The organism is Spiroplasma endosymbiont of Polydrusus pterygomalis, from assembly GCF_964030635.1.
Classification (GTDB): Bacteria; Bacillota_I; Bacilli_A; order Mycoplasmatales; family Mycoplasmataceae; genus Spiroplasma.
In genome coordinates this window covers 823234-836197 of the sequence record NZ_OZ034909.1, presented here as the reverse complement: position 1 = coordinate 836197, position 12964 = coordinate 823234, and the positions used below count along the sequence as shown (strand labels likewise).

Sequence of the window (12964 nt, the reverse complement as noted above, 5' to 3'; positions counted from 1 at the left end):
TTAGGAGAAACATTTTTATATGGCTAAAGGTAAAATAAAAGGGTCTAAAGATCATTCTTTTGAATTTAAAGAAAAAATTGTTAATGAATACTCAATTAACAATAAATCTTATAGTGAAATAGCAAAAGAATATCATATTAGTTTAGCAACTATTTCAAAATGAGTAAATCAATTTCAACAAAATAAAGAAATTCTAAAAGAACAAAAAAAGCGAAAAGATTTTGAATTAAATAAGTTTAAAAAACCCTTAGAACGTGAAAACTATTTATTAAAAAGCTGAATTATACTTGTAAGTGCAAGTAAATAAAATTGCAAAAAATCCCATATAAAAATTTTATGATGCTAAGTTTATTTTAGAAAAAATAAAGCAAGGAGTTTTTATATGGGATATAAACATCTTGGCATAGATGAAAGAATTTATATTGAGAATCAATTGAAGTTTAAAATAAAAATTAGTGAAATAGCTAAAAATCTTAATCGAAGTATTAGTACTATTATTCGAGAAGTTAATAGAAATAAAAATAATAATCATTATTTTTCATTAATTGCACAAAATAAAGCAGAAAATAGAAAACAATCACATATTTATTTTCATAAGTTTAAAAATAGAGAATTAGTAAAATATGTACAACAAAAATTATTATTAGGTTGATCACCCGAACAAATTTATGGCAGAATTAAAAATTTTCATAAAGAATAAATTATTAGTTTTAAAACAATTTACAATTGAATTTATTCTGGATTACTTGAAAAAGTTACTAATAAAAATTTAAGAAGAAAAGGTAAGAAACGAAAATATCAAGAAAATCGGGGTAAATTTAATGGTAAATCAATTAAAGAACGAAATGCTAATGTTAATAATCGCGTAACTCTTGGTCATTGAGAAGGTGATACCGTAGTATCATCACGAGGTAAAAGTAAATCATGTTTAATAACTTTAGTTGAAAGAACATCAAGATTTACTTTAGCAATATTAGTTGAAAATAGAACTACTAAAGTTATTAACGAAAATATTAGCCATTATTTATCAATTCTTCCAAATAATCTTGTTAAGACTATAACATTTGATCGTGGTAAAGAATTTGCTAATTGACAACAACTTGAAAAAAATTTAAATGTGAAAATTTATTTTGCTAATGCATATTCACCCTGACAAAGAGGTACTAATGAAAATACTAATGGTTTAATTAGAGAAAAATTTCCTAAAAAATTTAATTTTTCAAATACTACTAAAAATGCAGTTCATAAATTTATATTGTCTTTAAACCAAAGACCAAGAAAAATACTAAATTATCTTTCGCCAATCGAATATTTGGTTAGAAAAATAATTTAGTTGCACTTAACTTTACAATTTGGCAAAAAAGAAAATGAAAGAATAAAAGCTGAGAATGAGGTTTTAAAAAAGCTTGAAGCTCTTCCAAAGATAAAAACAAAAACAAACATTAGAAAACAAATTGCTTTTATTAAATCAGAATTGCAAGTTTCAAAAATTACTTTATCATGATATTTAAAAGAATTAAGAATTTCATATGATACTTGAAATAAATATTCAAAAAATTGTGATGAATATCAACCAAATATTGATTATTAAATATATGAAATAATTAAAGCAATTCATAGAGAAAATAGTATTAAAGGACACAGACAAATTAAATTATCTTTGGAAGAGCAAAAAATTAATGTGTCGAATTCAACAGTTTATCGTTATATGAAATTAGCTAATAGAATTTATAGTGTAAGAATTAAAACAAGAAAAAAAATTAATCATTTCTTAAAAATGACAAATGAACATATTCGACATAAATATCTATTAAAACGTAATTTTAAAGCTGAAAAAACTAATCAAAAGTGATCAATTTATATTACGTATGTTAAAACAATCACAGAATGAGTATATTTATTTGCAATCAAGTATTTATTTAGTAATTTAATAGTAAATTATTCTTTAACAACAACTCCAACAGTAAATTGAGTAAATAATTGTATCAAAGAAGCAATTATTAAAAGAAAAATAATCAAAGGTGAATTAACTATTAATTCTGATCAAGGTATTCATTTCACCTCAAAAGCTTATGAAAAATTATTAAAAAAACACGGTATAAATATAAGTATGTCAAGAAGAGGCAATTGTTTAGATAACTCACCGATTGAAAATTGATTTTCAATTCTTAAAACCGAGAACTCAGAATTATCACACTGTAAAAATATTTTAGAAGTAAAAAATATTGTAGATAATTATATAATTCATTATAATGAAAAAAGAAAAATTTTAAATTTAAAAATGCCACCACTTCAATATGAAATGAAAGCATTTTTTAATTAAAATTCTCAGTTATCTGAAACTGTGCAAATAGGAATTTATACCTCTTATTAATTTAATTCTTATAGTCTTTATAAGCGATGCGTTATTTTGGCACAACAAAAAATGATTTTATTATTTAAAGTTAATTTTCATTCAACTTCTTGTTTTATTTATAATAACAATTGAAAATTATAGATTGAAGCAATTAAATTAAATCTTAAAGCAAAGCTTTTTCTACGATTGCGAAATTTTTCAGTAATAATTTTAAATTTTTTAAGGATAGCAAAAACATTTTCAATAACGATTCTCATTTGTTAAATTAGTTTATTATGCTGTTTTTGTTCGTTATTTAAAGGTTTTTGCTTTGTTTTTTTATGCGGAATCAAAACATTCCGATGCACTTTTTGCAAGCCTTGATAACCTGTATCAACTATTACTTTGCTAGCTTTTAAAAGCGGTATTTTGATTCTTTAAATAAACGAAAATCATCGGTTTTACCACAAGCAAAATTTGTTGCAATAATAGTTTTGCTTTCTTTTTCGAGGATTATTTGTGTTTTGATAGTATGTTTTTTCTCTTTTTTTGGAATAGTATTTTTTTGTCTTTTTTTGGGCGTTGGATTGCTGTTTCGATTGCATCAATAATAATTGTTTTATCATTAAAATATTTATTTATTAATGTTTTTTGCCCAGCAAGTTGTTGAAAGTCAGGGTGTTTAATTAAAGTGTTTTTAATTCATTTGATATTACGATAACAATTAATCTCACTAATGCCAAAAGTTTTGCCAAGATGAAAATAAGTTCGGTATTCTCTTCAATATGATAAAGTCATTAATAAACGATTTTCTAATGATAATTTATTATCTTTTCCGCCTTTTTTAAATTTTTTTAACTCGGCTTCTTTTAAAATATCTAACATTTTATTAAAAGTATTTTGTTTTATTCCTGTTAATCGTAATAATTCTTTATCATTAAGAAATTTAAAGTTATCATTTTTCATAGTTTTATACCCTCCTAATTTATATTTTTTATTTTTAATTATATTCTATAGAAATATTATTAATAAGAAAAGCCGGTATCGCAAGAAGCATAATGAAATTAGACCACAAAGAAAATTAAAAGGATGGATATAGACTAGACTGCACCCAAAAAAGTAAGTAAAGAAAAAAAGTCTTTGCTAAACTTTTAAAGGAGGTGCATTTTTATATGGCAAGAAAAGGACAAAAATTTAATAAATATACAGCAGATTTTCGAAAAAGGATAGGACAAGAGGTTAAAAATAATAGTATAAGTTTTATTGCAAAAAAATATGCAATTAATAAAAAAACTATTGCTTCATGGTATGAAAATTTTAAGAAAGGAATTTTAAACACCAATAAAGGTCCAAAAGAATCATTTGAAAAAAGAGATTTAAACTATTACAAAGTTAGGTATGAATTACTAAAAAAGCTTCATGACTTTTACAATTAAATAAAAGAAAAATTGTATTTTTTATCAAAGAAAACCTTAATAAATATCCACTAAATTTATTACTTGATATAACAGATTTAAAGCGTAGTTATTGAGATAAATATAAAAATTATTCAAGTAATGGTAAGGATAGTGAATCATTAAAAAATATTGTAAAAGTCTATGAAGAAAATTTAAAACAATTTGGTTATCGTCGAATTACCAAATATTTAAAAGAAGATTATGGCATTATTTATAATACTAAGAAAGTATTACGAATTATGAAAGAAAATAATATTCAAGCTGAATATGTAAAGCGTATGCGTAGAAAAATATTAATAAAACAAAATAGAAATAAAAATATAATTAAATATCCTGATTCAGTAAATCGTAATTTTAATGATATTAAAGAAAGATTTTCAATTTTATTTACTGATGTAACTTATTTAATTTGAAATGGTAAAAAACATTATCAATCAACAATAATTGATGGATATACTAAAGAAATTATTGATGTAAAATGATCAAAATTTAATAATAACAAACTTGTAATTGATAATTTAAATGCTGCAATTAATAAAAGGCATCGTGTACGATGAACCTACAAAAAACAACTCTTGTTAAATAAAAAGGGTTGTTTTTTTATTTGTAAACCCATAATTATTAATTAATTCAGAGAAAGGGCAGCATCTTAAATTCTTAAAATAGAAACTTTTTATCGCAACTTTTTCATTAACTTAAAGTTGTTTACACATTTATTAAATATCTTATAAATCTTTACAAAGTGTACCTTTTTTTCTCCAATTTTAAGGTGTTGTCCTTTCTCTGTTTTAGTTAATTAATTTGGCTAATAAATAAAAAAACTTAATATCAAAGAAAGGAGTAAGTAATGGAAATTAATACGCAACAAACAATATGTGATGTTGATAATTGCTATAAATCAATATCATTCATTACCGAAGAATTTTTATCAAATAAAGTTTTATGAACTTGTGAAAAACATAAAGACTTATTAAATCGTACAAAAGATAAAAAACAAACGCGGTTTTATAAAAAATTAGAAAATTCAAAAATTATCTTTGATTGAGAAACTGGTTCTTTTAAAATTTGATTTTATAAAACAACTTAATACAGAGTGGGACGGTTATTTTAAATAACTAAGTGCTTCCATAAGAACATGAGTTTAAGCTCATTCCCACATACAGCCGAGGCAAGTACTGAAATAGTGTATGAGGAAATATGTAAATCGGCGCTGGTTTATTAGAACTAAGCGATAGTCGTGATAAGTGCAAGGTCAACATCGAACGACAATAAAAATAGAGATGGCCACTTTATAAATAAATTTGCGATAGACATTGTCCCATCGAGGATGGCAGTGGTTCTACAAACCACAAAGCCAGCACCAGGCTCTTCAAGGTGCAAGTGAATTTATTTTAAAAACTGAACGTTTTGAATTGAAATAGTTCGGATGAAGAGAGAGAATTCTCTGGCTTTACCTCATAAAAACAACTGTCTATTATCTAATAATAAACAAATATTAAATATATTATCGCCACCGCTCATCCCCAGTGAAGCGGATGGCGTAGTAAATAAATAGATAAATACTTATATAACTAATTCTCGCTTTGGCACTTTCACTTGGGAGTGAGTGCCAGCGAATTAAAAATAGGAGGAAATATAATGGAATATAAAAGTTTGTATATTAATAAAACTTGAAGTGAAATAACAACATTATTTGATTGAGTGAATTGTCAACCTGTTAATTGTCGTATTTCTCATCATAAAAATCATTATGATTTGCAATGTTTAGAATGGGCAAAAATGTATTTAAATTTATTTGAAGATAAATGAGACGTTATTGCTTCTTATATGCAACATTACAAAATTAACGATATTTTAGATTTAGCATCAGATGGTTGAAAAATATTACAAATTGAGAAAAAAATCAATCAAATAATTTAGGAGGTTTATATGAAAAAGTTAAATAAAATTTGTCTTAAACAAAGATATTGAGGTTATTGTTTTCATAAAGAATGCAATAAAGAAAATAAATTGAATGAATTAATGCTTAAAAGTTATTCAGTATCGCAAGAAGATATTACTGATGAACATTGAGCATTAAACAATAAAAATAATTAGGAGGAATAAGAAAATGTCATATTGTATTAGTGATTACTTAAATGAAAAATGAATTAATAATAACGCATTAAAAATTAGTAATAAAGATATTATTTATGCACAAATTGATAGTGACTATGATATGAGTTGAGAATTAAATTTATATCTTAAATTTGGTAATGAAGAGCGACATGTAGGTAATATTTCATTGCCAAAAGATTTTGATTTAAATTTAAAATGATATGAAATTGATGAGGTTAAAAGTTTAATAGATGATTATTTAGAAGATGAAGAAGCAGACTACGAAGTGATAAATTATGAATAATATGTGAAAAGATGAAAGTGGTTATGTTTATAGCGAAGAAGATTTATTTAATATCGCATTAGAAGAATGTTGTTCAGAAGAGACTGCTTACGAATATATTGATAATTTAATTATGGATATGAATTTGGAGGAAATTTAATTATGGCAGATTTAAAGTTAAATAATCAAATTAAAAATATTACCTATCCATTTTATTTAAAAGGTAATGATTTTAAAGAATTAAGTTTAAAAGCATTACCGATTAAAAATTGAATTGATAATCACGGTAAAGAATTAGCAGAGTTTATCTATCGTCATCTTAATCATTATGCATTAAATGGTTATCAAGATATACATTTAAAAGATATACCCAGTGCTATTAGTAAAATTGATTTTGTTTTTAGAGAACCATTAGAATTAATAAAAGATTTTAAAGATGAAGTAAATCGAATTAGAGTTAATATTATTAATTTAGAAAAAGTACTTCAAAATAATAAAATTGAAATTAAAAATAGCCTAATACAAGTTCAATACTTAAAACAACAACAGTTTATTCAAACCAAAAAACAAGAACAAGAAAATAGGGTTGAATATGCTAATAACTTAACGCCTGATATGGGGTTAGACATGGACCAAATTGAAGATGAACAAGTTCGTGTTATGGAAGATGTAGCAAAAATAGAACAAGATTTAGAAAAAACTACTAGTAAATTTCGGAAAGAAAAAATATTAATTAAAGATATTGATATTTTGGGTGTTAATGATGATTTTTTACAAAATGCTGATAAATTAGAACTTATTAATTTAATTAAAAATTATTTAATTGTTGATGAACAAATTGTTAAAAACGAAATTAAAAAACAATGAGATAGTAATAAAAACATTAATACTATTGGTGTTAATGGAATTAAATTAAAAATAAATAAAGGAGAGAAATAATTATGAATAATCAAATGGGAATAAAAGAATTAGTAGCAACAGCAATTAAAGCATATGAATTAAATGTTAATGCTAAATATTTACAAGAAAATTTAATTGCTTTACAAGAACTAAAATTAAAAAATAATCAAAGTTATATGAATTTAGTGGGTAATGCTGATAATGGAAAAATTACAGCCTTAGGAATTATTAATTTAAGTAATAAAGGTTTAATATTCGGAAAAGATTTTAATATTATTCCATTCAAAAATAAATTAACAACTATTATTGATAGTAGTGTGTTTCAAAAAAGAATGGAACAAGAAAATTGAATTTTAAAACGAGGAATTATTTATAAAAGTGAAAAATTTGTATGAGATACTGATTTACAAAAACCCAAATTACATGAAATAGATTTTATGACAAATACCAGTCAATATGAAAATATTATTGGTGCTTATGCTTTTGGAATTAATCGTTTAACTGGTGAAACAAAAGGAATTTTATTAAGAAAAGCCGATATTGACCGTTTAAAAAATAGTAGTCCAAGTGGAAATAGTGAATATTCGCCTTGAAATAAATGACCAAAAGAAATGGTTGAAGCAAAATTATATCGTAAATTAGCCCAAGAATTAGGTGTAGATATTACTGACATTGATTTAGATGAAAAAGAAATTAAAGAAGATGGTAATTTTGATTATATACCTTTTAATGATATTACTGTCGCCAAAAATAAGGGGCAGATGAGCGATGAACCCTTATCAAACAATATAAAATACCTCATCTTATATAGAAATAGCGGATACAAACAATAATGTAGTTAAAGAAGAAGATATTTCTAATGTAGTACCAACAGTTAATAATAATGATGAAGAATGAGCAACTTGATAAAAATAGGTATTGACCCATCAGGGACTGGTACTACTGCTATCGTTACTTTTAAAGATAATAAATTAATTGATAAATCCGAATATACACATTATGATTGAATTACACAACCCGATATTATTTTAGATGTATTAAGACCAGATGCAATTATTAATATTGAAGATTGTTTATATACATCTGCTAATGCAAGTAAAGATAGGGATGATTTATTAAAAGTAATTGGAACAGTTAAATACAATACAAAAAAAGTACACAATATTAATTGAGTATCACCAAAACATACTAAATCAATTGTTAAAAATATGGAAAATTTAAGTAAATATAATGATAGTTGTATATGAGAATTTGATAAAGATAGTAATTTAATTTATCAATATGGTAAAGGTTGAAAATATAATAATGATAAAATAAGTAATCATTTACGAGATGCCATTATTATTGCTAATTATGAGGTTTAATATTATGAAAAAATCATATAATCAAAAAAAAGGAAAATATTATTCTTGTAAAATTCGAAATGTTAATATTTACTTAAATGAAAATGAAGAAAAAGTTTGAAATAAATTATCTAACTTTGATACTTATTCACAACGAATAGAATATCTTATTAATTTTTATATAAGTCACAACAAAGAAAAATAAAAAATAACCTTAATTGGTTATTTTTTTAAATACTATTTGTTAGTTTTCTAATAGCATCTTTTTGTGCTTGTTTTTTGTCGTTTACTTTAACTTGTTTTTTAACATTTTTAATTTGACCTGTTTTAAGGGCTAATTCTGTTGCATAATCAGGTCCTCGTAAATGTTTTTCGTGGGCAATAACAGCCGTTCTTAATTCTCTAAGTTCTGCTTTATATTTTTTAATTTTTTTAGCAGATAATCCAAGAATACCAAGACTACCCATTCCACCAGCACCAGCTAACACAAGTAAAGCAATCATTAATGTTTCATTCATGTTTTTGTTTCCTTTCTTATCCTTACTCAAACAGTAGCCATCCATTCTTTCAGAACAAAATAATTTATAAATTAAGCTATATAACCACCCAAAATATCTACCACCCCTATATATAGTCTATTTTAATAAAATTTAATTATTAGTTTCATAATTATTATTTATATTTAATTTTTTGTTATTTTCTTCTTGTTTTTGTTTTTTAATATTTTCGTTTTGTATATTTTTAAATATTTCTTCTGTTATACCATCTAAATTATTTCATTGTTTTGCTATTCTTGGTTGAATAACACGAGAATTAATCCGACAATCTAAACAATGTCTTAAATGGTCTTTTTTTCATTTTAATTTATCAATTAAAATAATAATTAAAGAAATTATTAAAGTAATTAAAGGTAAAATTGTAAATACTAATCCCATTTTAGAAACTTTTAATCGTGGAATATCAATTTTCATATCTACTTTTGGTTTACTACTAGCAACAAATATACCCTGAATTCCATGTGTAAATAAAGGTGTTAATAAAATGGCAATACCATTGCCTCAATATTGACCATAATTGTATCAATTAATTTGATCCTTAATACTATTAATCATCCCGTATTCCAATCAAAAATTTAATGCTAAAAACATTAAAGTATAAAAACTAACTACTCAACTCCTAATTTTATATTTTCTTTCTCATTCTCTAATATCTTTATGGGTTCAATTATAAGTTGGAATAGGGTCTTTTTTAAATCAATTTCAAGGTAATGCACCCTTTAATCAAGTTGTTTTATCTTGCTTCATTAATTAAACCCCTTTCTAACTTACTTTTTTTTCAATGTGTAAATCAGTAATTGTTCCATCTGTCCCACCAGTACGTATAGCAATAATTCCATCATCTTCTAATTCTACACGATGAGAAAATTTATTTTCTAAATCAAATGATCCAACAGTTATTTTTCCCTTAAAATTTTTGTATGTTGATAAATAATAATGATTTTGATTACTTGTTTTAATTCAAATATTGTATTTATAATTTTCTTTATCTCAATTTTGTATTTCATAATCAAACCTTGTATTATCTAAATCACTAGTGTCAACAATTTCTCAATCTGAAATATTTGTTTTTCAAACCCCATTATCATAATAAATCGTATCATTATCAAACGGAACAACAAGTTTAATATATTCATTATAATCAATTTTACTATAATCGATAATTGTTGGATGAGTAATATTAATAGTGTTATCAGTTTGAACGCGTTCTTTTAAATAAAATAATAAACTGTCATAAAATGTTTTTTTCGTAATATATTTATATTCTTCTTCTCAAGGATGAGCATAATTCCCTAAATGATAATTATATGGTCTATCAACCGTTTTACTAGATATAATATCAATTATTTCACCAGCTAATTTTAAAGCATTTTTAACATCACGAGTAATATTTTCATTTGCTTCGGGGTCATTTGTTTGTGAATATGCCACACCACCTTGTGAAAATGAAGCACTACCAGTTAAATCATTAACTCCTTTTGGTAAATATCAATTCATAACTGCTAATAAACAAGCAGATTGAATATAACTTAATCATTTATCATATTCAATTAAACCAGTATTATCTTTTTTAACTCATGGAAATAAATCTTTTTTATTTATTTTATCTGAAATTGTCCCACCTGATAATCTATCCATTCATAAACTAGTTTTTAAAATAGCATTATAAATTAAATTATCATTATAAGCAGATTGCTTACGGTCATTAATAGGTTGTCAAAGTTTACTTTCTTTAACATCTTCAACTGTTATAAATAATAAATTATTTAAATTACTTTCCATATAATACACCCCTTAATTGATTACGATATTTATTTCTTAAATTAGATGGTTTATAACTATTAACATTTCTTTGTGTTTTATTAATTGTTTTAATAGTTTTATTAGTTTTATAAAACATACTTTTAACTGGTGTTTTATATAAATTATTAATATTTTTAACATCACTTTTTCGCTCTCGATATCATTTTTTGTTATTAATTTCACCAGCAAAATTAAAATTAAAATGACCAATCTTTAAATTATTAATAAACGTTTTAATTTGTTGTAATTTTTGAATATGTGGTAATGTTAATTTAATATTTCCTTTTGGGTATTTTTCTTTTAATTCTTTTGGTAATCGTTTTTTAATATAATCTCTTAAATGACTAGGTAATCATTTTCTTAATCAATAACGCCAAAATAAAATTCCAGCATTAGATACAGCATTACTTAATAATTTTCAAATTTCAAATGGAACACTAGGATAAACATATGGACCATAAAACTTCGGGTGTTTTGCTGTTTTTGTATATATTAAAATAGTTAAATTACCTGTTAAAGTTAACTTATTTGTTATATTAAACATACCACTATTAAGCCAACTACTATTTAAAGGTTGTCAATTAGTGTTTAGATAATTTTCTTTTTTAAATTGTTCTCTATTTTTAATATTGTTATCTTTTTCTAATTTAATTAATATTTGTTGAATTTCTTTTTTATGACCTTTTTTAATTAAATTTAAATAAGTATAAGGATTTAATCACTGATAAATATCTTCAATTTTATTTGTAATCTTTTGAAAAGGATTAGCATAATATGACGCAAATTTATTAACTTTATTAATTAAATTAACAAACTTACTTATTATGTGTTCATTACCTAATTTTTCTGCTAATAAAGTTAAAACTCGTAATATTAGTAAATTCATAATTACATATTACTTATTTTGAATAAGTTAAATTAACGGTTTCACTATATTTATTAGGGTTAGCGGTTGCTAATGCACCAGTAGCTGTAATAGAACTAAATGTTGCATTTCCATTTACATATTTATTATTTTTTGCTTTAATTGCTGTTTCTAATTCAGTAGTATTTGGTTCTGTTCCAGCCATAGTAATTGCTCCTAAATTGGGTGTAGTAATAATTGTTGATAAAGCAGGTTTTCCAATAACATAATCAACAGGAACACGGAATGATTTATTTAAATTAGCAGTTGCTTGATCAATTTCTTGTTGAGTTGGTGCAACTTCTAAAATAATCTTACATGTTTTTGGATATAAAATAGTTGGTGTTGCATATTGCACTTTACCAATTCATTTAGGGTTAGCAGTATCATTATCTAAAACTTGTTGAATAGTATCCATATTAATTGGATATGCTCATACTTGTTTATTAATAAGTAAACCATTTACATTAGTAAAATTATAACCCTTATCTCGGTTAACTTGTCCTTTTGTATATGTTTTTTCTAAATGAAAACTTTTTGATACCGGAATACCCATTGCGGTATTTTCATATAATTCACCGTTAACCATTGCTTTTAATTGAGCTTGTGAACCAATTACTTTTAAATAAGCCGGTGTTAATCCTAAATAGGATCTTCGTCCTAAAACCATAAACATTTTATCGGTTGGCAATCCAAAATATAAACTACTAATTTGATTTGTTAATTCAATCAAAGTTTCATTTAATGTAAAGAATGCTTTATTTGCTTCATCGGCACTATCGGCTGTATAACTACGAAATGGAATTACTTCATATTGACCATCTGCTAAACAATAATCATAAATAGCCTGAATTAATTCACATTCTAAATTAACAAATTTATTCTGTACAACACTAGCAATAGCATCAGCAATAACACCATTTTTAATATTTTGTTCTATCATTGCTAAGTCAAATGCTTCATTCATTAATTTTAAATTAAATCTTTTATTAATAGGCACCGGAATTCTTGTTAATCCCATTGTTTGAGTTGCCCCACCATTTGGTAATGAATAATCATCTTGTAATACCACACGATGAGTTAAATTATATAATGCTTGTCCTGCATTAGGTAATCAAGCAACTTGTTCAGCAGTTGCAGTTGCATATTGCATAATACTTGCATGCTCATTCATTAATGGTCCTCTTAGCATAGCGTTAACCATATCAACATAGGCTTTTTGACCTGTTGTATTACCTTGTAATGTAAAATGTACTTGCGGCAAATTAATTGTTGCCATAATATT

21 protein-coding genes and 2 pseudogenes are annotated in these 12964 nt (G+C 24.4%); 17 read left to right on the top strand and 6 right to left on the bottom strand.

Annotated features, from left to right (window positions below):
* Positions 1 to 19 precede the first annotated feature (19 nt).
* From ACQH23_RS05425 to ACQH23_RS05405, 5 genes are all read left to right on the top strand, one after another.
* Positions 20 to 307 (top strand): transposase, encoded by a 288-nt coding sequence (locus ACQH23_RS05425; RefSeq protein ID WP_425379213.1) that lies wholly within the window; start codon positions 20 to 22, stop codon positions 305 to 307.
* A 75-nt stretch (positions 308 to 382) separates the two neighbouring features.
* Positions 383 to 700 (top strand): transposase, encoded by a 318-nt coding sequence (locus ACQH23_RS05420; RefSeq protein ID WP_425379212.1) that lies wholly within the window; start codon positions 383 to 385, stop codon positions 698 to 700.
* Positions 701 to 1333 (top strand): IS30 family transposase, encoded by a 633-nt coding sequence (locus ACQH23_RS05415; protein ID WP_425379285.1) that lies wholly within the window; start codon positions 701 to 703, stop codon positions 1331 to 1333.
* Positions 1334 to 1591 (top strand): hypothetical protein, encoded by a 258-nt coding sequence (locus ACQH23_RS05410; protein WP_425379211.1) that lies wholly within the window; start codon positions 1334 to 1336, stop codon positions 1589 to 1591.
* A gap of 69 nt (positions 1592 to 1660) precedes the next feature.
* Complete coding sequence (locus ACQH23_RS05405; RefSeq protein WP_425379210.1) at positions 1661 to 2323, top strand: IS3 family transposase; 663 nt, start codon at positions 1661 to 1663, stop codon at positions 2321 to 2323.
* Positions 2324 to 2472: 149 nt separating this feature from the next.
* On the opposite strand, the pseudogene ACQH23_RS05400 reads toward ACQH23_RS05405, so the two are convergent.
* Positions 2473 to 3301, bottom strand: a pseudogene (locus ACQH23_RS05400) (IS5 family transposase).
* 206 nt (positions 3302 to 3507) lie between these two features.
* Here ACQH23_RS05400 and ACQH23_RS05395 point away from each other — a divergent pair.
* The 12 genes and pseudogenes from ACQH23_RS05395 to ACQH23_RS05340 all read left to right on the top strand — a co-directional run bounded on the left by ACQH23_RS05395 (position 3508) and on the right by ACQH23_RS05340 (position 8620).
* Positions 3508 to 3771 (top strand): hypothetical protein, encoded by a 264-nt coding sequence (locus tag ACQH23_RS05395; RefSeq protein WP_425377728.1) that lies wholly within the window; start codon positions 3508 to 3510, stop codon positions 3769 to 3771.
* A pseudogene (locus ACQH23_RS05390) lies at positions 3738 to 4010 on the top strand (hypothetical protein); the annotation flags it as partial. The gene ACQH23_RS05395 and the pseudogene ACQH23_RS05390, both read left to right, overlap by 34 nt.
* Positions 4011 to 4031: 21 nt before the next feature.
* Positions 4032 to 4421, top strand: coding sequence for a hypothetical protein (locus ACQH23_RS05385; protein WP_425379209.1), 390 nt, complete (start codon positions 4032 to 4034; stop codon positions 4419 to 4421).
* A 218-nt stretch (positions 4422 to 4639) separates the two neighbouring features.
* Complete coding sequence (locus tag ACQH23_RS05380; protein WP_425379208.1) at positions 4640 to 4879, top strand: hypothetical protein; 240 nt, start codon at positions 4640 to 4642, stop codon at positions 4877 to 4879.
* A gap of 515 nt (positions 4880 to 5394) precedes the next feature.
* Positions 5395 to 5712 carry a hypothetical protein gene (locus ACQH23_RS05375; RefSeq protein WP_425379207.1) on the top strand — a complete coding sequence of 106 codons (318 nt, stop codon included), beginning with the start codon at positions 5395 to 5397 and terminating at the stop codon, positions 5710 to 5712.
* Between the two features lie 9 nt (positions 5713 to 5721).
* Positions 5722 to 5889: a hypothetical protein gene (locus ACQH23_RS05370; RefSeq protein ID WP_425377995.1), complete on the top strand. Its 168-nt coding sequence runs from the start codon at positions 5722 to 5724 to the stop codon at positions 5887 to 5889.
* Positions 5890 to 5902: 13 nt separating this feature from the next.
* On the top strand, positions 5903 to 6193 hold the full coding sequence (locus ACQH23_RS05365; protein ID WP_425377994.1) for a hypothetical protein: 291 nt from the start codon (positions 5903 to 5905) through the stop codon (positions 6191 to 6193).
* On the top strand, positions 6186 to 6332 hold the full coding sequence (locus tag ACQH23_RS05360) for a hypothetical protein (protein ID WP_425377635.1): 147 nt from the start codon (positions 6186 to 6188) through the stop codon (positions 6330 to 6332). Before ACQH23_RS05365 ends, ACQH23_RS05360 begins: the two co-directional genes overlap by 8 nt.
* 2 nt (positions 6333 to 6334) lie before the next feature.
* The gene (locus ACQH23_RS05355) at positions 6335 to 7111 is read left to right on the top strand and encodes a hypothetical protein (protein WP_425379206.1); all 777 of its coding nucleotides are present in this window, start codon (positions 6335 to 6337) and stop codon (positions 7109 to 7111) included.
* Positions 7112 to 7113: 2 nt separating this feature from the next.
* On the top strand, positions 7114 to 7905 hold the full coding sequence (locus ACQH23_RS05350) for a recombinase RecT (RefSeq protein ID WP_425379205.1): 792 nt from the start codon (positions 7114 to 7116) through the stop codon (positions 7903 to 7905).
* Positions 7906 to 7965: 60 nt separating this feature from the next.
* A complete protein-coding gene (locus ACQH23_RS05345; RefSeq protein ID WP_425377638.1) occupies positions 7966 to 8436 on the top strand; it encodes a hypothetical protein in 471 nt (156 codons plus the stop codon).
* Positions 8437 to 8440: 4 nt separating this feature from the next.
* Positions 8441 to 8620, top strand: a complete 180-nt coding sequence (locus tag ACQH23_RS05340; RefSeq protein ID WP_425379204.1) for a hypothetical protein — start codon at positions 8441 to 8443, stop codon at positions 8618 to 8620.
* A gap of 25 nt (positions 8621 to 8645) precedes the next feature.
* On the opposite strand, the gene ACQH23_RS05335 is transcribed toward ACQH23_RS05340, so the two are convergent.
* The 5 genes from ACQH23_RS05335 to ACQH23_RS05315 form a co-directional block, all read right to left on the bottom strand.
* Entirely contained in the window at positions 8646 to 8978 is a 333-nt protein-coding gene (locus ACQH23_RS05335) for a hypothetical protein (protein ID WP_425379203.1), read from the bottom strand.
* An 87-nt stretch (positions 8979 to 9065) separates the two neighbouring features.
* Positions 9066 to 9719, bottom strand: a complete 654-nt coding sequence (locus ACQH23_RS05330; RefSeq protein ID WP_425379202.1) for a hypothetical protein — start codon at positions 9717 to 9719, stop codon at positions 9066 to 9068.
* A gap of 15 nt (positions 9720 to 9734) precedes the next feature.
* Positions 9735 to 10754 (bottom strand): hypothetical protein, encoded by a 1020-nt coding sequence (locus ACQH23_RS05325; protein ID WP_425377885.1) that lies wholly within the window; start codon positions 10752 to 10754, stop codon positions 9735 to 9737.
* Complete coding sequence (locus tag ACQH23_RS05320; RefSeq protein WP_425379201.1) at positions 10744 to 11661, bottom strand: hypothetical protein; 918 nt, start codon at positions 11659 to 11661, stop codon at positions 10744 to 10746. The genes ACQH23_RS05325 and ACQH23_RS05320 overlap by 11 nt, the downstream gene beginning before the upstream one ends.
* A gap of 13 nt (positions 11662 to 11674) precedes the next feature.
* Entirely contained in the window at positions 11675 to 12958 is a 1284-nt protein-coding gene (locus tag ACQH23_RS05315) for a hypothetical protein (protein ID WP_425379200.1), read from the bottom strand.
* Between the last annotated feature and the right edge of the window lie 6 nt (positions 12959 to 12964).